This is a genomic window from Xenophilus sp. Marseille-Q4582 (assembly GCF_916700565.1).
In the GTDB taxonomy this organism is placed as follows: Bacteria; Pseudomonadota; Gammaproteobacteria; order Burkholderiales; family Burkholderiaceae_C; genus Xenophilus.
On sequence record NZ_CAKAKO010000001.1, the window covers coordinates 290,395 to 316,928 of the forward strand.

Consider the following 26,534-nt stretch of genomic DNA (forward strand, 5'->3'; position numbering starts at 1 on the left):
AGCCCTCCATTGTTCGCAACCAGCGCAGGCGCTTTCAAGGCGCCCTTTTCTTGCCCGCGCTCTGCTCGCACCAACGCCGACCAAGACATGGCGCCCATGAAAAAACCCGCCGAAGCGGGTTTCTTCATGAGATGCCGGGCGCTGATCAGGCCGCGGCCAGCATGCGCGCGTCGTTGGCGGCGCTCAGGCGGTCGGCGTGCATCCAGGCACGGCGCAGCACGGCGGGCGAGCGCGATTCCTCGGGAATCAGCAGGTAGCTGCGTTCGCGCATCTGCGTGCCCAGGGCGATCTGGCTCGTGACCACGGCCATCGGGATGGCCAGCAGCAGCGGCAGGCCCACCGGCAGCAGCCACATCAGGGCGCTGGCGTCGATGGCGGCCACACCCAGGGCCAGGGCCGCGATCACGCCGCTCATCGGCAGCAGGCGGGCGGCGGCTTCGCGCCACGGCACGGCGGCGGCTTCGCGGGGGGGCGACTTCCAGTCCAGCTTGATGCCGGTCAGCGCGACCACGACGAACAGCGAATGGGCCAGCATGCGCACGGGGGCCTGCACGATGGCCATGCCGGCTTCCAGCACGGCGCTCTTGAGCAGGGCGCCCACGCCACCGTATTGCTTCTGCTCGCCCTTCATCAGAACGGCGGCCAGGCCCAGCACGCGCGGCAGGAACAGCAGGCACAGGGTCCACAGCCACAGGGCGGCCAGTTCCATGGGCATCACCATCCAGTGCGAGATCAGGCTCGAGCCCGACAGCCACAGGGCCGTGCCGAGGGTCAGGAAGGCCAGCCACAGCGGCGCCGACACATAGGCCATGGTGCCCGTCACGAACATGGCGCGGTGCACCGGGGCGATGCCGGGCTCGGCCATCAGGCGGGCGTTCTGCAGGTTGCCCTGGCACCAGCGGCGGTCACGCTGCAGCTCGGCCAGCAGGTCCGGCGGTTGCTGCTCGTAGCTGCCGACCAAGTCGGACACCAGCCACACGTGGTAGCCGGCGCGGCGCATCAGGGCGGCCTCGACGAAGTCGTGGCTCATGATGCCGCCGGACATGCCGCCCGTGCCCTTGATCGGCGCCAGCGCGCAATGCTTCATGAAGGGCTCGACGCGGATGATGGCGTTGTGGCCGAAGAAATGCGATTCGCCCAGCTGCCAGAACTGCATGCCCAGGGTGAACAGGCGGCCGGTCACGCGGGCACCGAACTGCTGGGCGCGGGCGTGCAGGGTCACGTGGCCGATGGCTTGCGTGGCGGTCTGGATGATGCCGGCCGACGGATTGGCTTCCATCAGCTTGACCATGTTGACCAGGCAGTCGCCGCTCATCACGGAGTCGGCGTCCAGCACGACCATGTAGCGGTAGTCCTTGCCCCAGCGGCGGCAGAAGTCGGCCACGTTGCCGGCCTTGCGGTGCGTGCGGCGGGTGCGCAGGCGGTAGTACACCTCGACCTGCGGCTGGTTCGGATGCTCGGCCAGCGCGGCGCGCAGCTCTTCCCAGGCGGCGCGTTCGGCCTTGGCGATCTCGGGGTTGTAGCTGTCCGACAGCACGAACACGTCGAACTGCGGGGCATGGCCCGTGTTCGCCACCGATTCGCAGGTGGCGCGCAGGCCCGCGAACACCGTCGCCACATCCTCGTTGCAGATGGGCATGACGATGGCGGTGCGCGCCTCGGGGTTCATGGGATGGTGCGCGACCTGCTTGGCCGACAGCGCATGCTTGTCGCCGCGCACGGAGACGTAGAAGCCCATCAGCGCCGTGACGAAGCCGGTCACCACCCAGCCCGACAGCAGGCCGTACAGGGCGATCTGGCCCCATTCCAGCAGCTTGTTGTCGTAGTCGGGCTGCACCTGCGCGAACAGCGTGGACGCCAGCACCGTGCTGAGCAGGGCCAGCAGGGTGAAGACGGTGCGGCGCTGCTTCGCTGCGCGCTGCCACGGCTGCGGCGGGAAGGGTTGCGCCGGCACGGCCGCGTCGCGCGTGCCCGCGCCCAGCTTCAGCAGCAGGGCGGTGCCGATGCTGTTCCAGAAACCGCGCCAGGGGCGGGGGGTCATGGAGCCGCGGTTGATGGGGGGCGCCGTCACCGAATTCGGATGGCGCTCCTCGCGCAGCGTGCTGCGCGACGACGGCGTCTTGACGGCCGATGGCATGGCCGCGGCGGTCAGGGCGGAAAAGTCGTTGGGTTTCATGGCCGGCTCCTCAGGCGTGGGTGTCCAGGACCGGCGTCTCGCCGATCGCAGGCAGTCGCTTGAACACGCTGTCCGATGCACTGCCGTGGCCGGCGGGCAGAACGGAAGGGGGGGTGCCGGACGCGCGGGCGCGGCTGGCGTGGAACTGCTTGTGCCGCAGGCTGTCACGCTGCGGACGCAGAGCGAAAGATGGGCGAGTGAAGGTGTTCATGCCAGCCATAGGGCAAACCCCGTGCCAGCGTGAATTTCCTCTTTCAGTTCAATAGGTTGCGAAGGTTTTTTGGGGTGATGTCGATGCATCGCAGCGCCATTGGCCCGCCAAACCCTTCTTTTTGTCGCCGCAGCCCGACAAGTCGGGCGGGTGGCTCATCGAAACCCAATGAAATCAAGCACTTGAGCCTGTCGCTACTCGGCGACAGGCTCGCTGCCCCCGGAGACACCCTCGCCCTTGAAGTGGCCGGGTGTGAGTGCGTGCTTCTGCAGCAGGCGATAGAACTCGGTGCGGTTGCGATCGGCCAGGCGCGCAGCGTCGGCCACGTTACCGTCCGTCAATTTCAGCAGGCCGACCAGGTAGTCGCGTTCGAAGCGCTCCTTGGCCTGCGCGTAGGTCTGCACTTCCACTGTCGGCACGCGCAGCGCGCGCTGCACCAGGGCCAGCGGGATCAGCGGCGAGCTGGACAGCGCGCACACCTGCTCGACCACGTTGTAGAGCTGGCGCACGTTCCCGGGCCAGGCGGCCGTGGTCAGCGCCTTGAGCGCCTCGGGCGCAAAGCCCGACAGGCGCTTGCCGTACTTGCCCGCCAGCTTGTGCAGGAAATGGTTGGCCAGCAGCGGGATGTCCTCGCGCCGCGCCGCCAGCGGCGGCAGCGTGAGCGTGACCACGTTGAGGCGGTAATAGAGGTCCTCGCGGAACTGGCCGGCCTCCATGGCCGCTTCCAGGTCGCGGTGCGTGGCCGAGATGATGCGCACGTCCACGGCGATGGACTGGGCCGCGCCCACCGGGCGCACCGCGCGTTCCTGCAGCACGCGCAGCAGCTTGACCTGCAGCGCGGGTGGCATGTCGCCGATTTCGTCCAGCATCAGCGTGCCGCCGTCGGCCTGCTGGAACAGGCCCTTGTGGTTGGCGTGCGCGTCGGTGAAGGCGCCCTTCATGTGGCCGAAGAGCTCGGACTCGAGCAGCGCCTCGGGGATGGCACCGCAATTGACGGCCACGAAGGGCTTCTTCGCGCGCGCACTGGCCTTGTGGATGGCGCGCGCCAGCACTTCCTTGCCGGCGCCTGAGTCGCCGCGCAGCAGCACGCTGGCATCGGACTTGGCCACCATGCGCGCCTCGGCCAGCACCTCGGCCATGCGGCTGGAGCGGCTCACGATCTCTGCGCGCCAGCTCTCGTCGCCGCTGGCGGCCGGCGTGGCGGCAGGTGCGCCCAGCGCCAGGGCCTGTGCGATCTTGTCGAGCAGCTCGCGCGCGTCGTAGGGCTTGGTCAGGTAGGTGAACACGCCGCGCGCCGTCGCCTCCACCGCGTCGGGAATGGTGCCGTGCGCGGTGAGCAGGATCACGGGCAGCGTCGGGTGCCGCTTGCGGATCTCGTCGAACAGCTGCAGCCCGTCGCGCCCCGGCAGGCGCACGTCGCTGAGCACCAGGCGCGGATGCTCGATCTCCAGCTGCGTGAGCGCCGATTCGGCCGAGGTCACGGCCGTCACCTGGTAGCCCGCGCCCGTCAGGCGCAGCGACAGCAGGCGCAGGATGTCCGGGTCGTCATCCACGACCAGGATGCGGGCGCCGGTGGCGGCGGGCGGGTTGGACGGCGGGCTCTGGCTCATGCGCGGGACTTATTGCGGCGCATGCGGCGCGCGGGGCGTGCCGTTGGCCGGGGCCGGCCGGCCGAAGCTGCGCTCGATGGCGCGCAGCGCCTCCAGCCGGTCGTTGAGCTGGTCGATGCGGCGCTGGGCGTCCTTGAGCTGCTGGCCCTGGCGGTCGCGCTCGTCTTCCACGCGGCGCTGCTCCTGGTAGCGCGCCACCAGCAGGCGCGCCAGCGGCTGCAGGGCGCGGCCGGTTTCGCTGTTGTCGGCCGCCACGCGCTGCATCAGGCCCAGCGCGCGCGCCAGGTCGGCGGCATTGCGGGTCTGCGCGAGCGCGATGGCCTGCTGCATCAGCAGCGTGGGGTCGTTGCTCGCGCTGCCGGCGGCGTCGTTGAGGCGCGCGACTTCGGCGCTGAGGTCGGCCGCCGACAGGCTGCGCACGCGGTCCGCATGGGCGAGCATGTGGCCCACCGGTCCGGGCGCGCGCGGCTGCATCTGCGTGGCGGGAGCCTGCGGTTCGGCTTCGACCGGGCGCAGCGCCGGGGCGGCGCGGGCGGGCGGGGCTGGCGGCCGGCGGGGCCGGCGGCGGGGCGGCGCCGGGGCCTCGGGGGCGGCCGACGGCAGGGTGCAGGCCGAGAGCAGCGCGCTCAGGGCCAGCAGCAGGCCGGGCGCGCGGGCCAGGCCGGGTCGGCGGGGAAATCGTTGGGGCATGTGAAAGCGTTCAGGCGGAGCGCGGCAGTTCGATGCGGAAATGCGCGCCGGGGCCGTGGGGATCGTGGGGCAGCAGCTCGATGCGGCCCCCGTGGGCTGCAATGTACTCCTGCACGATGGACAGGCCGATGCCGGTGCCTTTGACCGCATGCTCGGGCTGGCGTTCGCCGCGGTAGAAAGGCTCGAACACGCGCTCGCGGTCTTCGGGCGCCACGCCGGGGCCGGCGTCCTGCAGGTCGATGAACACGGTGTCGGGGCTGGCCGAAACGGTGAAGGCGATGGTGCCGCCGCGCGCCGAGAAGCGGATCGCGTTGGACAGCAGGTTGCCGATGACGGTGCCCAGCTTGCCCGGATCCACGTGCACGGCCACGGGCTCGCCCTCGGCGCGCACCTGCAGGCCCTGGGCCTGCCATTGCAGGCGCTGGGCTTCGATCTGGCTTTCGATCAGCGGCAGCAGCGGTGTGCGCTCGCGCTGGAGCTGGCGCGCCTCGAAGGCGGCGGCGTTGAAGCGCAGCAGCGCCTCGATCTGGCCCTGCAGCGCGACGGTGTTCTGTTGCAGGATCTGCGCCACTTCCCGCTGCGCCGGGTTCAGCGCGCCGGTCACGCCTTCTTCCAGCAGCGACACGCCTTCGCGCAGCGCGGCCAGCGGCGTCTTGAGTTCATGCGACACGTGCCGCAGGAAACGCGCCTTGTCGGCGTCCAGCTCCATCAGCCGCAGGCGCAACCAGTCCAGCTCCTGCGACACGCGGCGCACGTCCGCGGGGCCGTGGATGTCGATGGGTTCGTCCAGCCGGTTCTCGCCCAGGCCGTGGATGGCGCGCTCCAGCCGCTTGAAGGGGCGCGCGAGCCAGATGCCGAAGGCCAGCGCCATCGCCACCGACAGCGCGGCCGCCGCGATCACCTGCTGCATCAGGCGCCGGCGCGCGCGCTCCAGCCGCTCGGCCAGCGCATTGTTCTGCGCCTCGATCAGGAACTGGGCCTGCTGCGCGATCTGGGTGTTGATGGTTTCCAGCTCGCGGAACTGCATGGCCATCGAGCCTTCGCGTGCCAGCGCCGTGTCGGCGGGGCCGCTCAGCAGTTCCTCGATGAGCGCCAGCTGCGCGCGCCACTGCTCGGCCGATTGCGCGAGCAGGCCGTTGTCTACCAGCCGCTGCACCACGGCCTGCGCGTCGCGCGAGGCGTCGTTGAAGCGCCGCCGCAGCACCGCGTCGTTGAGCACCAGCGACTGGCGGCCCGAGCGCTCCATGGCCGCGCTGCGCTCGGCCAGCGTCTGCGCCGCGCCCGACAGCTGCAGCGCGCTGCGCGCCGTGTCGCGGCTTTGCTTCATCAGCTCGTCGTACTGGAACACGGCGCGCAGCGCCACCGCCAGCAGCAGCGCGGTGATGAGCAGGAAGGCGAACAGCAGCAGCTGCTGGAAGGAGCCGCGGGCCCGCGTGCGCGGGCCCGGGCGCTGCCGCGCGCCGGCCGGCGCCAGCGGCTGCACGGCGCTGTCGGGGCCCGACATCAGGCGGCCAGCGGCGCGTTCGACGGCGCAGCCGGCAATGCGCTGCCGAAGGCAGTGCCCTCGGCCGTCACCACCTCGCCGCGCAGCGTGTGCGAGAGCGCGCGGGTGATCCTCACGTCCACCATCTGGCCGACCAGGCGCGCATGCGCGGCTTCAGGCGCTTCGAAATTGACGACGCGGAAACAGTCGGTGCGGCCCATGAGTTCCTTCGGGTCCTTCTTCGAGGGACCTTCCACGAGGATGCGCTGGGTCTGGCCCACCAGCGCGTCGGACAGGCGCTTCACGTTGTCGTCGATGGTCTTCTGCAGGTGCTGAAGGCGCCGGAGCTTGACCTCGTGCGGCGTGTCGTCGTGCAGCTGCGCCGCCGGCGTGCCGGGCCGCGGGCTGAAGATGAAGCTGAAGCTGGCGTCGAAGCCGACGTCCTCGATCAGCTTCATCATCTTGCCGAAGTCGTCGTCGGTCTCGCCCGGAAAGCCGACGATGAAATCGCTCGACAGTGCCAACTGCGGGCGGATGGCGCGGAGCTTGCGGATCGTGCTCTTGTATTCCATGGCCGTGTAGCCGCGCTTCATCGCCATCAGGATGCGGTCGCTGCCGTGCTGCACGGGCAGGTGCAGGTGGCTCACCAGCTGTGGCACCTTGGCATACGCCTCGATCAGCCGCGGTGTGAACTCGTTCGGGTGGCTGGTCGTGTAGCGGATGCGCTCGATGCCCGGGATCTCGGCGATGTACTCGATGAGCAGCGCGAAGTCGGCAATCTCGGCCGTGTCGCCCATCCGGCCGCGGTACGCGTTCACGTTCTGGCCCAGCAGCGTGATCTCGCGCACGCCCTGGTCGGCCAGGCCCGCCACCTCCACCAGCACGTCGTCCAGCGGGCGGTTGACCTCCTCGCCGCGGGTGTAGGGCACCACGCAGTAGCTGCAGTACTTGGAGCAGCCTTCCATGATCGACACGTAGGCCGTCGCGCCCTCGACGCGCGCGGGAGGCAGGTGGTCGAACTTCTCGATTTCGGGGAAGGAGATGTCCACCTGCGGGCGCTTCTCGGCCTCGCGCCGCGCCAGCATCTCGGGCAGGCGGTGCAGGGTCTGCGGGCCGAACACCACATCGACATAGGGTGCGCGCTGGATGATGGCGTCGCCCTCCTGGCTGGCGACGCAGCCGCCGACGCCGATCTTCACGCCCTTGGCCTTCAGGTGCTGCACACGGCCGAGGTCGGAGAACACCTTCTCTTGCGCCTTCTCGCGCACCGAGCAGGTGTTGAAGAGGATCAGGTCGGCTTCCTCTACGTCCTGCGTGGGGGTGTAGCCCTCGGCGGCGGCGAGCAGGTCGGCCATCTTGTCCGAGTCGTACTCGTTCATCTGGCAGCCGAAGGTCTTGATGAAAACTTTGCGGGACATGGGGCACCTCGGTCGAGGGGGCGAGGCCGTGCGCCTCAGGCAGGGCGCGACCACGGAAAAAGGGAAAAGGCCGCTGTCGCGGCCGGTGCGAAGGAAGCGGGCGGGGGCCTATTCGTTCTCGGCGCGCGAGACGAAAGGCCAGAAATTCAGGAAGGGCGTGCCGCCGGCCGACACGCGCGCGGCGCCGGCTTCGGTGGGCGTGAGGATCCACACGTCGCTGACCAGCCCGGCCGCGTCGCGGCGGTAGTTCACCGCCAGGTACTGGCCACCGAGGGTGCTGGGCACGGCCAGCATGTTCTGCGCATTGCGGATGCGCGCGCCCGGCGCGAGCCGCTCGGCGCGGCCGTCGAGCTCGACCTCGGGAAAGACGCCGAAGGCGATCTTGCCGCGCAGGGTGTTGACCGGGAAATTGCGGCCGCCCAGGGCCGCTTCATTCTGGGTCTGCACCGGCGCGGCGAGGGTTTCCTGGGCCTGCGCCGGCCCCTGCAGCGCGACGGCGAGCAGGCACGCGGCGGCCAGCTGCGGCACGCGCAGCCGGAAGCAAAGGGGCGGGGGGTGAGGCGTGGGGCAGCGGTTCATGGGGTTCATCCAGAGGCTGGCAACCGCGCATTCTAGAAGCCGGCCTGCCGCGCCCGCGGGCAAAGGCCCGGCCCGCACCGCCCGCGTCAGGTCGTGCTTTCGTCCAGCACGTCGCTTTGCTGCAAATGCCCGCTGTCGTTCCAGCCCACCAGGCTGAAGCCCTGCGGCGTCCACAGCAGGCGGTTGATGGCGGCATTGCCCAGCTGCCAGGTGCGCGGCGCCTGCAGTTCCTGCGAGGTGGCGGCGCGGTAGAGCAGGTCCATCACGCCGCCGTGCGCGACCAGCAGCACCAGCTGGCCCGGGTGGCGCGCCGCCAGCTCGGCCGCGGCGCCGACCACGCGGTCGCGGAACTGGCGCAGGCTTTCGCCGCCGCCCGGCGGCACGAAGTCGGGATCGCGCTGGCGCCAGCGGCGGGCGTCCTCGGGCCGGTCGGCCTCGATCTCGGTGAACAGCCGGCCCTGGAAATCGCCGAAGGCCCGCTCGCGCAAGCGCTCGTCGGCCTGCACGATGGGCGGCTGGGCCTGGGCCTGCGCGATGGCCTGGGCCGTCTGCCAGGCACGCTGCAGGTCGCTGGCGTAGATCGCGCCGATGCTTTCCTCGGCCAGGGCCGCGCCGGTGCGCTCGGCCTGCCAGAGGCCGCGGTCATTGAGTGGAATGTCCAGGTGGCCCTGGAGGCGGCCGTCGGCATTCCACGCGGTTTCGCCGTGGCGCACGGCAAGAAGTCGGGTCACCTGCATGCGGCCATTCTAGGGATACGCTTCGCAACACTTCCGTGACGCGGGCGCCGCCGCTCGCGGGCGGCGTGCAGGCGCCCGCCCCTCAAGGCTGGGCGGGGGCGGGCGGCGCCTCCACGGCAGGCGCCTCGCCGCCGAGCGGAATGTCCACGCGGCGCTCGCCCGCCGGCGGGTTCGGAAAGCCCTGCAGCGCGGCCCGGAACATCAAGGGCAGCACGTCGCGGCTGCGGTGGTAGGGGCCGTCGTGGCGCGCGCGGGTTTCGTACACCACCTCGTTGCCGGGCAGCTGGCGCATCACCACGCCCACCTCGCGCAGGTACCAGGGCTGCGGCGGCGGGCCGAAATAGCCGGGCCCGTACCAGCCGGCGCCGTACCACCCCGGTCCCCAGCCGGGGCCCCAGCCCCAGGCGCCGTAGCCGCGCCAGCGCGGGCCCCAGGGGCCGTGGTCCCACGGGTCGTCCCAGGGCGAGGGCACGCGCGTGACGCGGGCCGAGACCTGCACGGTGTAGCGCGGCGCGGCCGTGTCGGGGCGCAGGCCCACGGCGGCCAGGGCCGGGGCGGCCATGGCTTCGAGGTCGTCCTGGGCGGCGCGGGCCGGCTCGGAATCGGTCTGCGAGGGCAGCCGCTCGAAGCGGTAGCCCGCGCCGGGCACGAAACCCTGCAGGCTCGAATGGCTGCGCACCTCGCTGTCGACCACCCAGGAGGTGGCGCAGCCTGAAAGGGCAATGCAGATGGCAGGAAGGGCAAGAACTTTGAGCGTACGCATAAGCAGCATCCTTGGGTGCCCGCCACGCAAAGGGCGGGCGCCGGGGCGTCGTCAGCGCTGGCTCGGGTGCGCGCGCGGGGCGCGGCACCCTGGCGGGCCTGGGCGGCGTCTGGCGTTCCGGACCGGCCGCCGAGCCGGCCGGCCTCCCGACTTCTAGCCGATCTTCAGCACCTGCAGCGTCGGCAGACCGGCCGCGGGCGAGGAAGCCGGCAACTCCGGCGGATCGAAGGCCTTGTCGCCGTTCTCGTCGGCCACGCCCGTGGGCTTGAGACCCTTGAAGTCGTGCAGGGTTCCGTCGAGCAGGTGCGAGGGGGCCACGTTCTGCAGCGCATGGAACATGTTCTCGATGCGGCCCGGATGCTTGCGCTCCCACTCGCGCAGCATGTCGGCCACCACCTGCCGCTGCAGGTTCTCCTGGCTGCCGCACAGGTTGCACGGAATGATCGGAAAGCCCCGGTGCTGCGCCCAGCGGACGAGGTCCTTCTCGGGCACGTAGGCCAGCGGTCGGATCACCACGTGCTTGCCGTCGTCGCTCACCAGCTTGGGCGGCATGGCCTTGAGCTTGGCGGCGAAGAACATGTTGAGGAAGAAGGTGGCCAGGATGTCGTCGCGGTGGTGGCCCAGCGCGATCTTGGTGGCGCCCAGCTCGTCGGCCACGCGGTACAGAATGCCCCGGCGCAGGCGCGAGCACAGGCCGCAGGTGGTCTTGCCCTCGGGCACCACGCGCTTGACGATGCTGTAGGTGTCCTGTTCCTCGATGTGGAAGGGCACGCCCACCTGCTGGAGGTAGGCGGGCAGCACGTCCTCGGGAAAGCCGGGCTGCTTCTGGTCGAGGTTGACCGCGATCAGGTCGAAATGCACCGGCGCGCGGGCCTTGAGCTTGAGCAGGATGTCCAGCATCCCGTAGCTGTCCTTGCCGCCCGACAGGCACACCATGACCTTGTCGCCGGCCTCGATCATTTGGTAGTCGCTGATCGCGCGGCCCACCTCGCGGCACAGGCGCTTTTCCAGCTTGTGCGCCTCGCGCTCGATCTTGAAGCTGTTGGCGGCCGGTGCCGCGTCGGCTGGTTCGGTGCCTGCGGCGGTTTCGTCGTTCCAGACGGCACTCATCTCGGTTCTCCATCGCGATTGAGGCTGACGAGCGCAGCGAAGTCCTCAGGGCACCCGAGGAAGAGGCTGGGGGGGTGTTTCACGTCTTGCTCCGAAAGACTTCGACGCCCACCGCCGCGCAGTCGGGGTAGACGTCGGGCTTGGCCGTGGACACGCGCACGGCGTGCACCTTGGGGTGCGCCAGCAGCTGCGTCAGCAGCTCGTCGCACAGCGTTTCCTGCAGGTGGATGTGGCCCTTGGACAGGCGCTGCGCCACCGTGCGGCGGATGAAGTCGTAGTCCACCACCTCGTCGAGTTGGTCGGCCTGCGGCGTCGACACGGCCAGCGGCACCCACAGGTCGACGTTGATGATCACGCGCTGCTCGGCGCGCTTCTCGAAATCGTGCACGCCGATGTTGATCCACACCTCGTAGTCGCGCAGGAAGAGGCGGCGGCACTGCGCCAGGAGCGGGTCGGGGACGGTCATGAGGGGAGGTGTCTTTTCAGCAGCTCGTCGGTGACGAACATGATGTCGCGCGGCAGCGGCACGAGGTGCTGCCCATTGTCGACGCAGACCGTGGTGCCCGTCAGGCTGGGGGTTTGGGCCAGGAACAGGCAGGTGGCGGCCACGTCGACCGGGTCGATCGGGCGGCGCAGCAGGTTGGCATGCGCGGCGATGGCGAAGTTGCCCTCGGCCTGCGGCCCGCTCGGGTACAGGATGCCCGGCGCCACGCCGGCGACGCGCAGCCGCGGCGCCAGCGACTGCGCCTGCAGCGCCACCGCGCGTTCCAATGCCAGCTTGGACACCGTGTAGGAGAAATAGTCCGGGTTCAGGTTGTAGACCTTCTGGTCCAGCACATGGATGGCGCAGCACTCGTGCGTGCCGGGCTGGGCCGCCAGCTGGCGCGCCAGGTCCAGCGGCGCGATCAGGTTCACGCCGATCTGGCGCAGTGCCGCTTCCTCGTCGAAATCGGCGCCGGTGTCGGGCTCGAAGGCCGAGGCGTTGTTGACCACGCAGGTCAGCGGCGCGGCGGCCGTCAGCTGCGCCATCAGCGCACGGCGGCCGGCGGCGGTGGTGATGTCGGCTTCCACGGCTTCGATCGAGGCCCCTTCGCCGCGCAGGCGGTGCGCCAGCGCCCGGGCCTCGTCGCCCGAGGCGCGGTACTGGCACCACACGTGCCAGCCCGCGCGCGCGAAGGCTTCGCAGAGGGCGGCGCCGAGCCGGCGCGCGCCACCCGTCACGAGCACCGCACGCGCAGGCGAAGAGAGCTGAGCGTTCATGGAAGAAGAAAAAGAAGGAAAAAGGGCGGCAGGCCGGGCGCGACCCGCAGGCACTTCGATAATCGCCCGATGACTCTGGAGCCCGGCGCGCAAGGCGCAACCCCCGATGCCACGCCTTCGGACGCGATGGCACGGATTATCGACGCCGCCCTGGCCCGCCACGACGGCTGGCTGCCCTTCGACCAGTTCATGGCGCTGGCGCTGTATGCGCCGGGCGCCGGCTACTACGCACACGGCAGTCGCAAGTTCGGCCACCTGCCGGGCTCGGGCAGCGACTTCGTGACCGCGCCCGAGCTGTCGCCGCTCTTCGGCCAGACCCTGGCCGTGCAGGTGCAGGAGGCGCTGGCCCACAGCGGCACCGACGAGGTGTGGGAGTTCGGTGCCGGCAGCGGCGCGCTGGCCGAACAGTTGCTGGGCGCACTGGAGGATGGACAAGGTGGGGGCGTGGCGCGCTACACCATCGTCGACCTGTCGGGCGCGCTGCGCGAGCGCCAGCGCGAGCGCCTGGCGCCCTTCGGCGACAAGGTGCGCTGGGTCAGCGAATTGCCGCAGCGCATCGAAGGCGTGGTGGTGGGCAACGAGGTGCTGGACGCCATGCCCGTGAAGCTGCTGCACCGCGTGAAAGGCGTGTGGCACGAGCGCGGCGTAGTCCGCGCGGGGCACGATGCACGCGGCGGGGGCCGCGCGGCCGACGGCGCACTGGGCTGGGAAGACCGCCCCACCGACCTGCGCCCGCCCGTGGACATCGGCGGCCCGCACGACTACCTGACCGAGATCCACCCGCAGGCGCGCGCCTGGGTCGCCACCTTGGCCGAGCGGCTGGCGCGCGGCGCGGCCTTCCTGATCGACTACGGCTTTCCGGAGTCCGAGTACTACCACCCGCAGCGCCACATGGGCACCGTGATGTGCCACCAGGCGCACCGGTCCGATTCCAACCCGCTCGTGGCCGTGGGCGACAAGGACATCACGGCGCACGTCGACTTCACCGGCATCGCGCTCGCGGCGCAGGATGCGGGCCTGACGGTGCTGGGCTACACCAGCCAGGCGCGCTTTCTGCTCAACTGCGGGCTGGGCCCGCGCATGGACGCGGCCCCGCTGGCCGAGCGCGCCCTGGCCGCCCGGCTGGTGCACGAGCACGAGATGGGCGAGTTCTTCAAGGTGCTCGGCCTCGCGGCCGGCGAGCCGTGGGAGCCCGTGGGCTTTGCGCACGGCGACCGCAGCCACACGCTCTGATTTCCTTTTTCCTGCCGCATGACCGATCTTCTGCACACCGCCCACGCCCTGGCCGATGCCGCCGCCGCGCAATCGATGGCCTGGTTCCGCCAGCCCCTGGAGGTCATCACCAAGGCCGATGAAAGCCCCGTGACGCTGGCCGACCGCGCCGCCGAGACCGCCATGCGCGCCGTGCTGGGCGCGCAGGCGCCGGCCGACGGCATCTACGGCGAGGAGCATGGCCAGGAACGGCTGGACGCCGCGCGCGTCTGGGTGCTGGACCCGATCGACGGCACGCGCAGCTTCATCACCGGCTCGCCGCTGTGGGGCACGCTGATCGCGGCGCTGGAGGCGGGCCGCGTGACGCTGGGCATGATCGACATGCCCGTGCTCGGCGAACGCTGGGTGGGCGCCAACGGCGTGGCCACGCGCAACGGCCGCCCCGTGCGCACGCGCGCCACCACCGACATCGCGCAGGCGCGCATCGTCACCACCTCGCCCGACATCTTCAACGCCGCCGACTGGCAGGCCTTCGACCGCTTGAGCCGCCGGTGCGCGATGCGCCGCTTCGGCGGCGACTGCTACGGCTACGCCCAACTGGCCGGCGGCACCCTCGACCTGGTGGTCGAGACGGGTCTTCAGCCCTACGACTACCTGGGCCCGGCCGGCGTCATCGAAGCCGCAGGCGGCGTGGTCACCGACTGGGAAGGCCGGCCGCTGGGCCTGGTGCCCGACTGCCGCGTGATCGCCGCCGCCACGCCCGAGCTGCACCGCGCCGCGCTGGCCGTGCTGCAGTCGGCCTGAGATGAGGCGCCTGCCCGCCTCGCGTGGCCCGCTGTTCCCCGAGGGGGCCACAGCGCCTGCTCGCAGCCGGGCGACGCTGACATGATCCGCTGGCTGCTGGTCGTCGCGCTGGCCCTGCTGCTGATGCAGGGCCTCACGGGCTGGCTGCGCAAGATCGGCTTCGGCAAGCTGCCGGGCGATTTCGAGTTCCGCGCTTTCGGCCGGCTGTGGCAGTTGCCGCTGGCCAGCACCGTGGTGCTGAGCCTGATCGCGGCGGGCATCGCCCGGCTGCTTTGACACGTTTTTCCGATCTACGAACCCCGCAACAAGGAGACCCCGCACGATGAAAGCCTGTGTCGACATCGGTGGCACCAAAGTGGCCGTGAGCCTGGCCGAAACCGGCAGCCGCACGCTGCTGCACCGCCACAGCGAGCCCACGGCCAAGCAGGGCGCGAACGACGCGGTCGCGCAGCAGGTGCTGCGCCTCATCGATGCGGCCTGCGCGGCCCAGGGCGTGAAGCGCGAATCGCTCACCGGCGTGGGCGTGGCCGCGCCCGGCCCCTTCGTGCTGAACGCGGGCGCCGTGGAGCTGACCACCCCCAACATCTGCGGCGGCATGGCCGGCGCCGAGCGCGGCCTGCCCAACGACTGGGTCACGGCCACCTTGGAGGCCCCGCTGCGCGCGCATTTCAAGCAGGTGCGCGTGGCCAACGACGCCGTCGCCGCGCTGGAAGCCGAGCGCCGCTGGGGCGCGCTGCAGGGCCTTCAGCACTGCGCCTACGTGACCTGGAGCACCGGCGTGGGTGTGGGCCTGTGCGTGGACGGCCATGCGCTGGCCGGCAAGAACGGCAACGCGGGCCATGCGGGCCACAGCTTCGTGGCCGACGACGACAACCACGACGCGCTGTGCGGCTGCGGCAACCGCGGCGACGTGGAGGGTCTGATCGCCGGCAATTCCATCGAGCGCCGCTTCGGCCGCACGGCCGAGCAGCTCTTCACCGCCGCGCAGCAGGGCGACAAGGCCGCGCTGGACATCGCCGAAGGCCTGGTGCGCGTGATGGGTCGGCTGCTCTACAACCTCATCGCCACGCTGGACCTGCAGCGCGTGAGCCTGGGCGGCAGCGTGTTCTGGCACAACCGCGACTGGCTGCTGCCGCGCCTTTCGGCGCAGATTAACGGCAAGCTGCCGGCGATCACGGGCGGCGTGCAGCTGGTGGCGGCGGGGCTGGGCAGCCAGGTGGGGGACTATGGCCCGCTGGCGCTGATGGACTGAGAAGGAAGGCGAAGGCTGCGAGCGGGATCCGCCCTGCACCGCGCAGGGTCGGCATGCCCCCGGTGGCGTGGAAGCGCCGGATGGCGCAAAATGCGCCAGAAAGGAACTCGCCATGCCCGCCTCCTCTTCCGCCTTCGCTTCCGTCAAGCTGCCCGTGGCACTCGTGGACCGTGCGCGGCAGTCGGCCCAGCCGCTGCGCCGTTCGGTGGCCAGCCAGATCGAATACTGGGCCACGCTGGGCCAGATCGTCGAGAGCACGGGCCTGAGCGTGCAGGAGGCGCGTGCCGCCATCGAGGCGCACGAGGCCGCCGCCCGCGCCGAACCGGCCGAGGCCCTGCAGGCCGACGCCATCGCCGCGCACTTCCTGGCCGCCGAGGCCGACCGCAGCCTGGCCCAGCGCGTGCGCGAGGTCGTGGCCCAGAACCGGCGCCGCGCCGCAACGACCCAGGCTCGGGCTTGAGCGCGGCCGAGCGCCCGCCGCGCCGCGCCGCGGCCGCCCGGACCGGCGCGCGCGCCCTGCGGGCGGTGCCGCCGCCGGCCCCGCGCCCCGTCTTCTATCTGCTGGCCGGCCCCAACGGCGCGGGCAAGAGCACGCTCTACAAGGCGCTGGCGGCCAACGGCACCCTCACGCCGCCGGACATCGAGTTCGTCAATGCCGACCTGCACGAGGCGGCACACCTGCGGCACATCGCCGATCCGCAGGCGCGCTCCGAAGCGGCGCGTGCCTGGGCCGAGCAGCGCCGCGCCGCCTTGCTCGCGCAGCGGCAGTCCTTCGTGAGCGAGACGGTGTTCTCGCATCCGTCCAAGCTCGCGCTCATCGACGAGGCGCAGGCCGCCGGCTTCCTGGTGGTGCTGATCGTGGTCGCGCTCGACGACCCGCAGCGTCTGCTGGCCCGCGTGCGCCAGCGCGTGCAGGAGGGCGGCCATGACGTGCCCGAGGCGCGCGTGCTGGCGCGCTACCCGCGCACGCTGGCGTTGCTGGCGCAGGCCGTACAGCGCGTGCCCCTCGCGCTGCTCTACGACTCCGAGACGGTCGAGCCCGGCACGCACCGGCTCGTGGCCCTGTGCCGCGACGGCCTGGCGCAGCCGCAGGTCGCTGCGCTGCCGGCCTGGGCCGTGACGCTGCTGGGCAGCCTGCCGCCGGCCTGAGCCGCGTGCCGGCCGCCGCCTGCGCGCAGCCGCGTGCGCCGGGCCGCCGGGACGGAGCCGTTCCCACCTTCTCAGCCGGGGCTCGGCAGCCGCCGGCCCGGGCGCGCCGCGGTTCCGGCGCGCGGCGCCGCCGGCGCAGGGGCCGCCGCCACTTCGGCGGCGATCTCGCCCAGCCGGCGCAGCCCGGCTTCCAGCGCGGGCGACCAGGGCCAGCCGCAGTTGAGCCGCAGGAAGTGGTCGCAGCGCGAGGAATTCGAGAACAGCGTGCCCGGCGCGAACAGGATGTGCTCGCGCAGCGCGGCGTCGAACACGCGGTCGGAAGACAGCCGCTCGGGCAGTTCCACCCACAGCTGCAGCCCGCCCGGCGGCAGGTTGATGCGCGTGCCGGCCGGAAAGTGGCGCGCCACGCTGTCGGCCGTGCGTTCGCGCTGCAGGCGCAGCCGGTCGCGCAGCTGGCGCAGGTGGCGGTCGTAGGCGCCCGTGCCCATGTACTGGCCGGCGGCCCACTGCGACAGTTCTTCGTTGCTGCGCGTCTGCGCGTACTTGAGCATCTGCACGCGCGCATGCCAGCGCCCCGCATGCACCCAGCCCAGGCGCAGGCCCGGCGCCAGCACCTTGTGCAGCGAGGCGCAATGGATCACGTTGCCGCTGCGGTCGAAGGCCTTGAGCGCGGGGGGCGACGCGGGCCCGTCCAGCAGCTCGGTGTAGGTGTCGTCCTCGATCAGCGCGATGCCCTGCTGCTCGCACAGCGCGACCAGCCGCGCCTTGTGGCTGTCGGGCATGACGCTGCCCAGCGGGTTCTGCAGGTGCGGCACCACCACCACCGCCTGGATGTTCGGGTAGGCGCCGATCGCCAGTTCCAGCGCCTCGATCGACAGGCCGGTCTGCGGGCTGGTCGGGATCTCCAGCGCGCGCATGCCCAGGCTTTCCAGCACCTGCAGCAGGCCGTAGAAGGTGGGTGATTCCACCGCCACCGTGTCGCCCGGCTTGGCCACGGCGCGCAGCGCGAGGTTCAGCGCCTCGATGCAGCCGTTGGTCGGCAGTACGTCGTCGGGCGAAAGCGCCATGCCCGCGCGCAGCGCCCGATGCGCGATGGCTTCCTTGAAGGGCGTGCGGCTGCGCGAGGGCGCGGCCGTGGTCAGCATCTGCGGGCGCTGGCGCAGCAGCCGCGTCATCTGCGCGCGCAGGGCCTCGAAGGGGTAGAGCGAGGGTGCGCCGCGCGCCACCGACAGATCCAGCTGCACCTCGCCATAGCGGCGGCGCGTGACGAAGTCGGACACGCGCTCGTGGATGCCCACGTACTGCGCCGGATCGGGCGCGCGGTCGGTCGCCGGCTCGTCCATGGGCGGCGTGCGCAGCCGCTGCGGCCGGCGCACGAAGTAGCCCGAGCGCTCGCGCGCCTCGGCCCAGCCTTCGCTTTCCAGCGTGCGGCACAGCTGCAGCGCGGTGGACAGGCTGATGCCGTGCTGCCTCATCAGCGCGCGCAGCGAGGGCAGCCTGTCGCCGGGCTGCAGCGTACCGGCCTGGATGGCCTGCAGGTAGTGCTGGGCGAGCTGGCGGTAGCGCGGCGGAGAGTCCATGGGCGCAATGGTCGGATGCGGCGGTGCCGGGCGACAGATGCAGTTGGCCCGCAAATCGACCATAACAGAGCGCCGCGCGTGGCGTCTGTTGCGGTGCAGATGGGCGGGCGTGTGCCTGTTGCGGCCGGGGGGCGCTTCCTAGCATGGAGTCCCTGTCACCGCACCCCCTTCCGTCTTCCACCCAGCGCCCCAGGAGCCCTGCCATGACCGCCGTCCCCGCCCCTTGCGAAAACACCTTTCTCTCGCCCGGCCAATGCCTGTTCCAGGCCGTGGACGCGGGCACCGTGCTGATGGCGGCTGCAGGCCGCCTGCACATCGAGGAAGCGCCGCAGTGGCTCGCGCAGCGCTGCGTGCGGGCCAGCCGCACACTGGAAGCCGGTGAGCACCATGTCGTCGCCCAGGCGGGCTGGATCGCCATCACGGCGCTGGGCCCGGGCGCGCAGGGCGCCTGCCTGCGCCAGTGGCTGCCGGCGCGGGCCGCCGCCCGGCGGCCCGTGTGGCGCTTCATGCGGCGGCTGGTCGGGATCTGAGCGCGCCGCCCGCGCCGCCGCGCGTGGCGCGCGCCGCCGGCCGGCCCGATCCCTGCGGGCTCAGAGGAACATGCCGCCCGACACCTCCACGCGCTGCCCCGTCATCCAGCCGTTGCCCGGCTGCAGCAGCGCGGCGATGGCGCCGCCGATGTCGTCGGGCAGGCCCACGCGGCCCAGCGCGGTCTGGGCGGCGATGGCGGCGTTCAGGTCCTTGTTGTCGCGCACCGCGCCGCCGCCGAAGTCGGTCTCGATGGCGCCGGGCGCGATCACGTTCACCGCGATGCCGCGTGCGCCCAGTTCCTTGGCCAGGTAGCGGGTCAGCACCTCGATGCCGCCTTTCATGGTGGCGTAGGCGCCGTAGCCCGGCAGCGCGAAGCGCGCCAGCCCGCTGGACACGTTGAGGATGCGCCCGCCGTCGGCGATCAGCGGCAGCAGCGCCTGCGTCAGGAAGAAGGGGCCCTTGAGGTGCACGGCGACCAGCTCGTCGAACTGGGCCTCGGTGGTTTCGGCGATGGGCGCGTGCACGCCATGGCCGGCGTTGTTGATCAGGTAGTCGAAGTGCGTGCGCTGCCACCGGTCGGCCAGCGTGCGCCCGAGCTGCGCCGCGAAATCGCCGAAGCTGCGCGACTGTGCCATGTCCAGCGGCAGGGCCGCGGCGCGGCGGCCCAGGGCCTCGATCTGCTGCACCACCGCCTGCGCCTCGGCGGCCTGGCTGCGGTAGGTCAGCACGACGTCGACGCCGCTGCGGGCGAGATGCAGCGCGGCGTTGCGGCCCAGGCCGCGGCTGCCGCCGGTGATGAGGGCGATGGGCGTTTGTGGGGTGGAAGCGGTGTTCGTCATGTCGGTCCTTGAAGAGGTTGTTGAAGCCATGGGTTTGCGATGGACTGAACTTTAGGGATGGACAATGAGCCGATAAAGAAGTGAAAAATCCCTTCACTGTTCTCCATGAATTGACAATCAAGGCGGCCCATGGACCTCGACGCACTGCGCACCTACCTGCTGGTGGCCGAATCGGCCAGCTTCACGCGCGCCGCCGAACGGCTGGGCCTCACGCGGGCGCGCGTGTCCACCGTCGTGCAGCAGCTGGAGGCCGAATTGGGCACGCGCCTGCTGCAGCGCACCACGCGCAGCGTGCGCGTGACGCCCGACGGGCAGCTCTTCGCCGAGCGCGCGCAGGCGCTGGTGGGCGACGCGGACGAGCTGCAGGCCCTGTTCCAGCGCCAGCCTGCGGCGCTGCGCGGCCGCCTGCGGGTGGACATGCCGGGCCAGATGTCCAGCCAGGTGCTGATCCCGCGCCTGCCCGAATTCCTGGCCGCCCATCCGCAGGTCGAGATCGAGCTGAGCAGCACCGACCGCCGCGTGGACCTGGTGCATGAAGGCTTCGATTGCGTGATCCGCGCCGGCGCGCTGCGCGAATCGGGCCTGGTCGCGCGGCCGCTCGGGTTGCTGCCGCAGATCAATGTCGCCAGCCCGGCCTACCTGGCCGCCTTCGGCCTGCCGCGCACGCTGGACGACCTGGCGCATCACCGCATCGTGCGCTATTCGTCCACGCTGGGCGGCGCGGCGGCCGGCTGGGAATATGTCGAAGGCGGCGAGCCGCGCATGCGGCCCATGGCCGCCGTGCTCACGGTGAACAACACCTTCGCCTACGAATCGGCCTGCCTCGCGGGCCTGGGCCTGATCCAGGCGCCCGCGCTGGGCCTGCGCGAGCTGATCGATGCAGGCCGGCTGGTGGAGGTGCTGCCCGCGCACCGGCCCGAGCCGCTGCCCGTGACGCTGCTCTATGCGCACCGCCGCCAGGTCGCGCGGCGCGTGCAGGCCTTCATGGACTGGGTGGCCGGCGTGATGGCCGAAGTGCTGGCGCCGGCGGCGCCGCCGCCACGCGCCTGAGCGGCCACCGTCCGGCCGCTAGGGCTTGTCCGGCGCGCTGCGCAGCGCGTCCAGGAACGTGCGGCGCCACCAGTGCACGTCCTGCTCGCGCACGCGCTGCAGCAGCTTCTGGTGGCGCGCGCGGCGCTCCTCCAGCGGCATCTGCAGCGCCTGCTGCACGGTCTCGGCGGTGCCGTGCGTGTCGTAGGGGTTCACCAGCAGCGCTTCCTTCAGCTGCTCGGCCGCACCCGCGAAGCGCGAGAGCACGAGCACGCCGGGGTCTTGCGGGTCCTGCGCCGCGACGAACTCCTTGGCCACCAGGTTCATGCCGTCGCGCAGCGGCGTGACCAGGCCCACGGCTGCGGCGCGGCACAGGCCCGGCACGCGCTTGCGCGCCACCACGCGGTGGATGTAGCGCACCGGCATCCAGTCCAGCTCGCCGTAGTCGCCGTTGATCGCGCCGCACAGCGATTCGAGCTCGCGCCGGATGTCGGCGTAGGCGTCCACGTCCTCGCGCGTGGGCGAGGCGATCTGGATCAGCGTCGCGCTGCGCCGGTTCTCGGGGTAGTTCGCCAGCAGCTCGCGGAAGGCGCGCACGCGCTGCGGGATGCCCTTGGAATAGTCGAGCCGGTCGATGCCCAGCAGCAGGCGGCGCTGCGAATACTCGTTGCGCATTGTCTGGTACATGTCGCGCGATTCCTTGCCCGCGGCCAGCGCGTTGAATTCCTCCACGTCGATGCCGATGGGGAAAGCGCTGGCGCGCAGGGTCTGGCCCCAGGCACGGAAGCGGTCGTCGCCCAGCGCCTCGCCCTTGGCCTCGTTGAGCACGTAGCGCTCGAAATGCTGCACGTCCTGGTGCGCCTGCAGGCCCACCACGTCGTAGGCGAAGAGCGAGCGCACCAGCCACTCGTGCTGCGGGATTGCGGCCATCGTGATCTGCGGCGGCAGCGGGATGTGCAGGAAAAAACCGATGCGCTGCCGGCAGCCCATCGCACGCAGCTCGGCCGCCAGCGGGATCAGGTGGTAGTCGTGCACCCAGAGGATGTCGTCGTCCCGGAGCAGCGGCAGCAGCTTGCGCGCGAACAGCTGGTTCACGCGCCGGTAGCCGCCGATGTAGTTGGATTCGAACTTCGCCAGGTCCAGCCGGCCGTGGAACACCGGCCACAGCACGTTGTTGCTGTAGCCCAGGTAGTAGCTGTCATGGTCTTCGCGGCACAGGTCCAGCGTGGCCAGCGTCACCTTGCCGGCCTGCTGCTTGTGCAGCTCGCCTTCGCCCGTGGGGCCGTCTTCCACGATGGTGCCGCTCCAGCCGAACCACAGACCCCCGGTCTGCTGCAGGGTTTCGCCCAGCGCCACGGCCAGACCGCCGGCAGCGGCTTTGCGGGGGTCGGCGACGCGGTTGGAGATGACGACGAGTCTGGACAATGAACTTCCTTGTTGAGTGAATCGTGAAGCGCGGGGCCGCTCAGATTGCGCAGTCCCACGGCGCGGACAGGCGCATGGCGGCGTTGATGATCCCGACCATCGAGTAGGTCTGCGGGAAGTTGCCCCACATCTCGCCCGTCACGGGGTGCGTGTCTTCCGACAGCAGCCCCAGCGGATTGCGCGCGGCCAGCATGGTCTCGAAGATCTGGCGCGCTTCTTCCTTGCGGCCGATCTTGGCCAGCGCGTCGATGCGCCAGAAGGTGCAGATGTTGAAGGCCGTCTCGGGCTTGCCGAAGTCGTCGGCCGCCTCGTAGCGGCGCATGTACGGGCCGTCGCACAGCGTCTTCTCCATCGCGTCCACGGTGGCGATGAAGCGCGGGTCGCGCGCGTCGATCAGGCCCACTTCCACCATCAGCAGGATGCTCGCGTCCAGCTCGTGGCCGCCGAAGCTCTCGGCGAAGGCCTGGCGCTTCTCGCTCCAGGACTTGCTGAGGATTTCCTCCTTCATGCGCGCCGCATGGCCGTGCCAGTAGGCGGCGCGCTCGGGCAGTTCCAGGGCGCGCGCGATCTTGGCCAGCCGGTCGCAGGCGGCCCAGCTCATGAGCGCTGAACTGGTGTGCACACGGGCGCGCGTGCGCAGCTCCCACATGCCGGCGTCGGGCGTGCCGTAGACGCGGATCGCCTGCTCGCCCACCGCCTCGAGGTGCGGGAACTCGGCCCGGCCGGCGCGATGCAGCAGCCGGTGGTCGTGGAAGGACTGGGCCGCGCCCAGCACGATGTTGCCGTACACGTCGTGCTGGAAATGTTCCTGCGCCTGATTGCCCACGCGCACCGGGCCCATGCCGCGGTAGCCCGGCAGGTGCGGCGCGACGGACTCGGGCAGCTCGCGCTCCAGGCCGATGCCGTACAGCGGCTGGATGTGCTCGCCGTGCGATCCGATCACCACGTTGCCGAGCCAGCGCAGGTAGTCCTCCATGGTGCCCACTTCGCTGAGCGAATTGAGGGCGCGCACCACGAAGAAGGCATCGCGCAGCCAGCAGAAGCGGTAGTCCCAGTTGCGCTGGCTGCCCGGTGCCTCGGGAATGCTGGTGGTCATCGCGGCCACGATGGCGCCCGTGTCCTCGTACAGCGACATCTTCAGCGTGATGGCGGCGCGGATCACCGCGTCCTGGTACTCGAAGGGAATGGCCAGGCGCTTGCTCCAGGTGCGCCAGTAGGCGATGGTCTCCTGCTCGAAATGGCGCGCCGTGTCGGCGATGCCGTCCAGCAGCGTCTCGTCGGCGCCCAGCAGGAAGTTGTGCTCGCGCGAGAGCACGAAGGGCTGCTGCGACAGCAGGTGGGAGATGGGCGCGTCGCTGTTCAGGCGCAGCGTCTGGTCCGGCCCGATGTAGCGGATGTGGTTGCTGCCGCGCGTGATCTCCACCGGCCCGGTCGCGCCCCACTGGAAGCGCGGCGCCAGCCGCACGCGGATGCGCGGCGTGCCCGCGACGGGGCGCACGCGCCGCACCAGCGTGAGCGGACGGAAGTAGCGCGAGCGGCTGTAGAAGCGCGGCGCGAAGTCGGTGATCTCCAGCCCCTCGCCGCGGCGGTCGAAGAGCTGCGTGCGCAGCACGGCCGTGTTCGGCTCGTACCACTGCTTCGCATGGTCGAAGTCCTCGATCTCGATGGCCCATTCGCCGGCATCCGCGCCCGGGTGCAGCAGGGCGTTGAACACCGGGTCGCCGTCGAAGCGCGGCAGGCAGCACCACACGATGCGCCCGCGGCCGTCGACCAGCGCGCTGAAGGCGCAGTTGCCGATCACGCCCACATCGAGCGAGGGCTCGGCCGGCGGGCCGAAGCCCGCGTCGGCCGGCCGGCCCCGCGGCGCCGGCGGCAGGGCGGCTGGCGCGGCCGGCACGGCGGCCGTGTCGGGCGCGTCGGCGGCCCCGGCCAGGGACTGGCCGGCCCGGTCTTCGGGGTCGCGAGGGGTCTGGACGTGCGGATCGCTGTGGGGTGCGGGACGGTCGTCGGGGCTCATGCGGCGGTCGGGACTTGCACGGTCAGGAAGCGGCGGGTACCGCGCGCGCGGCGTCGGGCTGCGCAGGAACCAGCGCGTTGCGGATCGCCTGCAGCCAGGCCATCACGTCGCGCGGCGACGCCAGCCGCACCTGCGCGCGCGTGCTGCCCTCGCCCACCTTGTAGCCCAGGCCGCCGCGGGCCTGCACCACGGCGAAGCCGCTTTCGTCGGTGGTGTCGTCGCCCGCGAAATAGGGGCGGCGGCCCGCGAAGGGCGCCTCCTTCAGGAAGGCGTCGATGGCGATGCCCTTGTTGACGCCGGCGGGCTTGATCTCGACCACGCACTTGCCGTGCAGCAGCTCCAGCGCCGGGTCGGTGCCGACGGCCGCGCCCATGGCGTCCAGGCACAGGCTTTCGAGCTGCGGCGCCAGCCGGTAGTGCAGCGCGACGGCCGCATGCTTGCGTTCCACCAGCAGGCCCGTGTGGCGTGCCGCCAAGGCGTTGGCCTCGTCGAGCACGCGGCGCAGGTCGGCGGGCGGCTGCTCGTGCAGGCCGCCCTCGGCATCGCGGCGCTGCGCGCCATGCTCGCCCGCGGTGGGCAGGCGCAGCGGGGCGAGGAAGCGGTCGAGCACGTCGATGGGGCGGCCCGACACCACCGCCACGGCGCCTTCGAGCAGGTCGTGCAGCTCGATCAGCAGCGGCACCATGCCCTCGGGCACGCGCACCGCCTCGGGGGTTTCGGCGATGGCGACCAGCGTGCCATCGAAGTCCAGGAACAGGGCCGCGTCGCGCCCCGGCAGAGTGGGGGGGGTGTTCATCTGCATCGCCGGGCACCTTAGCACGCACGATGCCAGGTTCGCGTCAGCCGGGGGCTACTTCCGCGAACGGGCCCGGCCGAAACGGGGCCGCGGCGGCCGGCGATCGTCGCAAAGGGGCGGCCGATGGCGGCCTGGCGCCTGCGTTGCCGGCGCCCGCTCAGGCGGCATCCGCCTGCAGCGCCGCGCGCACGGCGGATGCCCGGGCGGCATGGATGGCCGCGCCGATCTGCGGGCCCTTGCGCCCCTTTTCCTGCGCCGCGCGGGCGATGGGGGCGGTGTCCACCGCACGCGCGGCCGCCAGCGCCCGCAGCAGGCGCGCGCGCTGCGGATAGGCGCTGTCTTGCAGCCCCAGCCGACCGCGCGCATCGCACTCGCAGGCCAGCAGCACGTCCTCGAAGCGCTGCGGCTTGCGGATGGCGTCGCAGCGCTCCAGCAGGCGCAGCACGCCTGCGGCATCCAGCGAATCGCTGCGATGGATGTTGCCGTGCTCACGCGCCACCACGTCGGCCAGTTCGCGGATGTCCACCGGCACGCGCCAGCGTTCGCACAGGCCGACCAGCAGCCGCGCACTGCGCTGCTCATGGCCGATGTGGCGCGGCAGCACGTCGGCGGGCGTCGTGCCCTTGCCCAGGTCGTGCGTCAGGCAGGCGAAGCGCACGCCCAGCGGGGCCTGCAGCTGCGCCGCCATGTCCAGCACCAGCATCAGGTGCACGCCAGTGTCCACTTCGGGGTGGTGCGCGGCCGGTTGTGGCACGCCCCAGAGCCGGTCCACCTCGGGCAGCAGCACGGCCAGCGCGCCGCATTCGCGCAGCAGCTCGAACATGCGCGAGGGCTTGGCTTCCATCAGGCCGCGCGCCAGTTCCTGCCACACGCGCTCAGGCACCAGCGCGTCGGCCTCGCCGGCCTCGACCATGCCGCGCATCAGCGCCATCGTTTGGGGCGCGACGCCGAAGTCGGCAAAGCGGGCGCCGAAGCGCGCCAGCCGCAGGATGCGCACCGGGTCTTCGCGAAAGGCCTCGGTCACATGGCGCAGCACCTTGTGCTGCAGATCGCGCCGGCCGTGGAAGGGGTCCACCAGCGCCTCGGCCGGCAGCGGCTGCACATCGGCCAGGGCTGCGGGCAGCGCGATGGCGTTGATGGTCAGGTCGCGCCGCGCCAGGTCTTCTTCCAGCGTCACTTCGGGTGAGGCATGGACCACGAAGCCGCGGTAGCCGGGCGCGCTCTTGCGTTCGGTGCGGGCCAGCGCGTACTCCTCGCGTGTCTCGGGGTGCAGAAAGACCGGGAAGTCACGCCCCACGGGCAGAAAGCCGGCATCCAGCATCTGTGGTGGCGTGGCGCCCACCACCACCCAGTCGCGGTCGCTGCCGGGCTGGCCAAGCAAGGCATCACGGATGGCGCCGCCGACGAGGTAGGTATTCATGCCGCGAGTTTAGGAATGCGTGCGTGGGTGGGGACGGTCCCATGAAAAAGGCGCCCCGGGGGGCGCCTGGTTCAAGCCTGATGATGGCTTTACTTCTTCGGCTCGCCGGCCTCGCCCATCTGGGGAAGCTGCGCGGCCTTGTTGGCCGCAGCGACTTCCTTGCGCTTCTGAGCCCGTTCTGCCTTGCGCTCTTCGCGGGTGCCGCTGACCGCACGCGGCTGGCTTGGCGTGGCCTCGCCGCCTGGCGCGACTTGTCCCTTCTTCTGGGCCTCTGCTGTTGCAGAGAGTCGTTCTTTCCGGGATTCTGCGCGTTCGGCGCGGGTGGTCGGTGCCGAAGGCATGGCCTTGGCTTCTTCGGCGTTCTGCGCCAACGCCGGCGCGGCAGCGCAGAGCATCGTGACGGCAATGGCAGCAGCTGCTGCTTGCAGGGACTTGGACTTCAT

Annotated in this window: 27 protein-coding genes; 8 read left to right on the forward strand and 19 right to left on the reverse strand. The window is 71.3% G+C overall.

Annotation, left to right across the window (positions count from 1 at the left end):
• Positions 1 to 145 precede the first annotated feature (145 nt).
• From mdoH to LG388_RS01350, 12 genes are all read right to left on the reverse strand, one after another.
• Positions 146 to 2,176, reverse strand: coding sequence for a glucans biosynthesis glucosyltransferase MdoH (gene mdoH / locus LG388_RS01295; protein ID WP_225781044.1), 2,031 nt, complete (start codon positions 2,174 to 2,176; stop codon positions 146 to 148).
• A gap of 10 nt (positions 2,177 to 2,186) precedes the next feature.
• Entirely contained in the window at positions 2,187 to 2,387 is a 201-nt protein-coding gene (locus LG388_RS01300; protein WP_225781045.1) for a hypothetical protein, read from the reverse strand.
• A gap of 194 nt (positions 2,388 to 2,581) precedes the next feature.
• Positions 2,582 to 3,997, reverse strand: coding sequence for a sigma 54-interacting transcriptional regulator (locus LG388_RS01305; RefSeq protein WP_225781046.1), 1,416 nt, complete (start codon positions 3,995 to 3,997; stop codon positions 2,582 to 2,584).
• A gap of 9 nt (positions 3,998 to 4,006) precedes the next feature.
• The gene (locus LG388_RS01310; protein ID WP_225781047.1) at positions 4,007 to 4,687 is read right to left on the reverse strand and encodes a hypothetical protein; all 681 of its coding nucleotides are present in this window, start codon (positions 4,685 to 4,687) and stop codon (positions 4,007 to 4,009) included.
• A gap of 10 nt (positions 4,688 to 4,697) precedes the next feature.
• Positions 4,698 to 6,191 (reverse strand): ATP-binding protein, encoded by a 1,494-nt coding sequence (locus LG388_RS01315; protein WP_225781048.1) that lies wholly within the window; start codon positions 6,189 to 6,191, stop codon positions 4,698 to 4,700.
• Positions 6,191 to 7,588, reverse strand: coding sequence for a tRNA (N6-isopentenyl adenosine(37)-C2)-methylthiotransferase MiaB (miaB, locus tag LG388_RS01320; protein WP_225781049.1), 1,398 nt, complete (start codon positions 7,586 to 7,588; stop codon positions 6,191 to 6,193). The genes LG388_RS01315 and miaB overlap by 1 nt, the downstream gene beginning before the upstream one ends.
• Before the next feature lie 108 nt (positions 7,589 to 7,696).
• Positions 7,697 to 8,167, reverse strand: coding sequence for a hypothetical protein (locus LG388_RS01325; protein WP_225781050.1), 471 nt, complete (start codon positions 8,165 to 8,167; stop codon positions 7,697 to 7,699).
• Positions 8,168 to 8,253: 86 nt separating this feature from the next.
• On the reverse strand, positions 8,254 to 8,904 hold the full coding sequence (locus LG388_RS01330) for a histidine phosphatase family protein (protein WP_225781051.1): 651 nt from the start codon (positions 8,902 to 8,904) through the stop codon (positions 8,254 to 8,256).
• Positions 8,905 to 8,986: 82 nt separating this feature from the next.
• Entirely contained in the window at positions 8,987 to 9,667 is a 681-nt protein-coding gene (locus LG388_RS01335) for a DUF4136 domain-containing protein (protein ID WP_225781052.1), read from the reverse strand.
• A gap of 153 nt (positions 9,668 to 9,820) precedes the next feature.
• Positions 9,821 to 10,777 (reverse strand): tRNA 2-thiocytidine(32) synthetase TtcA, encoded by a 957-nt coding sequence (ttcA, locus tag LG388_RS01340; protein ID WP_225781053.1) that lies wholly within the window; start codon positions 10,775 to 10,777, stop codon positions 9,821 to 9,823.
• 79 nt (positions 10,778 to 10,856) lie between these two features.
• Positions 10,857 to 11,243 (reverse strand): dihydroneopterin aldolase, encoded by a 387-nt coding sequence (locus tag LG388_RS01345; protein WP_225781054.1) that lies wholly within the window; start codon positions 11,241 to 11,243, stop codon positions 10,857 to 10,859.
• On the reverse strand, positions 11,240 to 12,037 hold the full coding sequence (locus tag LG388_RS01350) for an SDR family oxidoreductase (RefSeq protein ID WP_225781055.1): 798 nt from the start codon (positions 12,035 to 12,037) through the stop codon (positions 11,240 to 11,242). Before LG388_RS01350 ends, LG388_RS01345 begins: the two co-directional genes overlap by 4 nt.
• Before the next feature lie 69 nt (positions 12,038 to 12,106).
• Here LG388_RS01350 and LG388_RS01355 point away from each other — a divergent pair, with 69 nt between their 5' ends.
• The 6 genes from LG388_RS01355 (at position 12,107) to LG388_RS01380 (ending at position 16,454) form a co-directional block, all read left to right on the forward strand.
• Positions 12,107 to 13,270: a class I SAM-dependent methyltransferase gene (locus LG388_RS01355; RefSeq protein WP_225781056.1), complete on the forward strand. Its 1,164-nt coding sequence runs from the start codon at positions 12,107 to 12,109 to the stop codon at positions 13,268 to 13,270.
• A gap of 18 nt (positions 13,271 to 13,288) precedes the next feature.
• Positions 13,289 to 14,053, forward strand: a complete 765-nt coding sequence (gene hisN / locus LG388_RS01360) for a histidinol-phosphatase (protein ID WP_225781057.1) — start codon at positions 13,289 to 13,291, stop codon at positions 14,051 to 14,053.
• An 81-nt stretch (positions 14,054 to 14,134) separates the two neighbouring features.
• Positions 14,135 to 14,329: a DUF2905 domain-containing protein gene (locus tag LG388_RS01365; RefSeq protein WP_225781058.1), complete on the forward strand. Its 195-nt coding sequence runs from the start codon at positions 14,135 to 14,137 to the stop codon at positions 14,327 to 14,329.
• A gap of 46 nt (positions 14,330 to 14,375) precedes the next feature.
• Positions 14,376 to 15,305 carry an ROK family protein gene (locus LG388_RS01370; RefSeq protein WP_225781059.1) on the forward strand — a complete coding sequence of 310 codons (930 nt, stop codon included), beginning with the start codon at positions 14,376 to 14,378 and terminating at the stop codon, positions 15,303 to 15,305.
• A 112-nt stretch (positions 15,306 to 15,417) separates the two neighbouring features.
• A complete protein-coding gene (locus tag LG388_RS01375; protein ID WP_225781060.1) occupies positions 15,418 to 15,765 on the forward strand; it encodes a ParD-like family protein in 348 nt (115 codons plus the stop codon).
• Positions 15,762 to 16,454: a zeta toxin family protein gene (locus tag LG388_RS01380; protein ID WP_225781061.1), complete on the forward strand. Its 693-nt coding sequence runs from the start codon at positions 15,762 to 15,764 to the stop codon at positions 16,452 to 16,454. The genes LG388_RS01375 and LG388_RS01380 overlap by 4 nt, the downstream gene beginning before the upstream one ends.
• Before the next feature lie 71 nt (positions 16,455 to 16,525).
• Here the strand turns inward: LG388_RS01380 and LG388_RS01385 are convergent, their stop codons facing one another.
• The gene (locus LG388_RS01385) at positions 16,526 to 18,034 is read right to left on the reverse strand and encodes a PLP-dependent aminotransferase family protein (RefSeq protein ID WP_225781062.1); all 1,509 of its coding nucleotides are present in this window, start codon (positions 18,032 to 18,034) and stop codon (positions 16,526 to 16,528) included.
• Positions 18,035 to 18,237: 203 nt separating this feature from the next.
• On the opposite strand from LG388_RS01385, the gene LG388_RS01390 reads away from it, so the two are divergent.
• Entirely contained in the window at positions 18,238 to 18,564 is a 327-nt protein-coding gene (locus LG388_RS01390) for a hypothetical protein (RefSeq protein WP_225781063.1), read from the forward strand.
• A 60-nt stretch (positions 18,565 to 18,624) separates the two neighbouring features.
• Here the strand turns inward: LG388_RS01390 and LG388_RS01395 are convergent, their stop codons facing one another.
• A complete protein-coding gene (locus LG388_RS01395) occupies positions 18,625 to 19,404 on the reverse strand; it encodes an SDR family NAD(P)-dependent oxidoreductase (protein ID WP_225781064.1) in 780 nt (259 codons plus the stop codon).
• A 129-nt stretch (positions 19,405 to 19,533) separates the two neighbouring features.
• Here LG388_RS01395 and LG388_RS01400 point away from each other — a divergent pair, with 129 nt between their 5' ends.
• Positions 19,534 to 20,454, forward strand: a complete 921-nt coding sequence (locus tag LG388_RS01400; RefSeq protein ID WP_225781065.1) for a LysR family transcriptional regulator — start codon at positions 19,534 to 19,536, stop codon at positions 20,452 to 20,454.
• Between the two features lie 18 nt (positions 20,455 to 20,472).
• Here LG388_RS01400 and otsA read toward each other — a convergent pair whose 3' ends face one another.
• The 5 genes from otsA to LG388_RS01425 all read right to left on the reverse strand — a co-directional run bounded on the left by otsA (position 20,473) and on the right by LG388_RS01425 (position 26,534).
• Positions 20,473 to 21,858: an alpha,alpha-trehalose-phosphate synthase (UDP-forming) gene (otsA, locus tag LG388_RS01405; RefSeq protein ID WP_225781066.1), complete on the reverse strand. Its 1,386-nt coding sequence runs from the start codon at positions 21,856 to 21,858 to the stop codon at positions 20,473 to 20,475.
• A gap of 40 nt (positions 21,859 to 21,898) precedes the next feature.
• Complete coding sequence (locus tag LG388_RS01410; protein WP_225781067.1) at positions 21,899 to 23,875, reverse strand: glycoside hydrolase family 15 protein; 1,977 nt, start codon at positions 23,873 to 23,875, stop codon at positions 21,899 to 21,901.
• Positions 23,876 to 23,897: 22 nt separating this feature from the next.
• Positions 23,898 to 24,677 carry a trehalose-phosphatase gene (otsB, locus tag LG388_RS01415; protein WP_225781068.1) on the reverse strand — a complete coding sequence of 260 codons (780 nt, stop codon included), beginning with the start codon at positions 24,675 to 24,677 and terminating at the stop codon, positions 23,898 to 23,900.
• A gap of 151 nt (positions 24,678 to 24,828) precedes the next feature.
• Positions 24,829 to 26,091 (reverse strand): multifunctional CCA addition/repair protein, encoded by a 1,263-nt coding sequence (locus LG388_RS01420; protein WP_225781069.1) that lies wholly within the window; start codon positions 26,089 to 26,091, stop codon positions 24,829 to 24,831.
• An 89-nt stretch (positions 26,092 to 26,180) separates the two neighbouring features.
• Positions 26,181 to 26,534, reverse strand: a complete 354-nt coding sequence (locus LG388_RS01425; RefSeq protein WP_225781070.1) for a hypothetical protein — start codon at positions 26,532 to 26,534, stop codon at positions 26,181 to 26,183.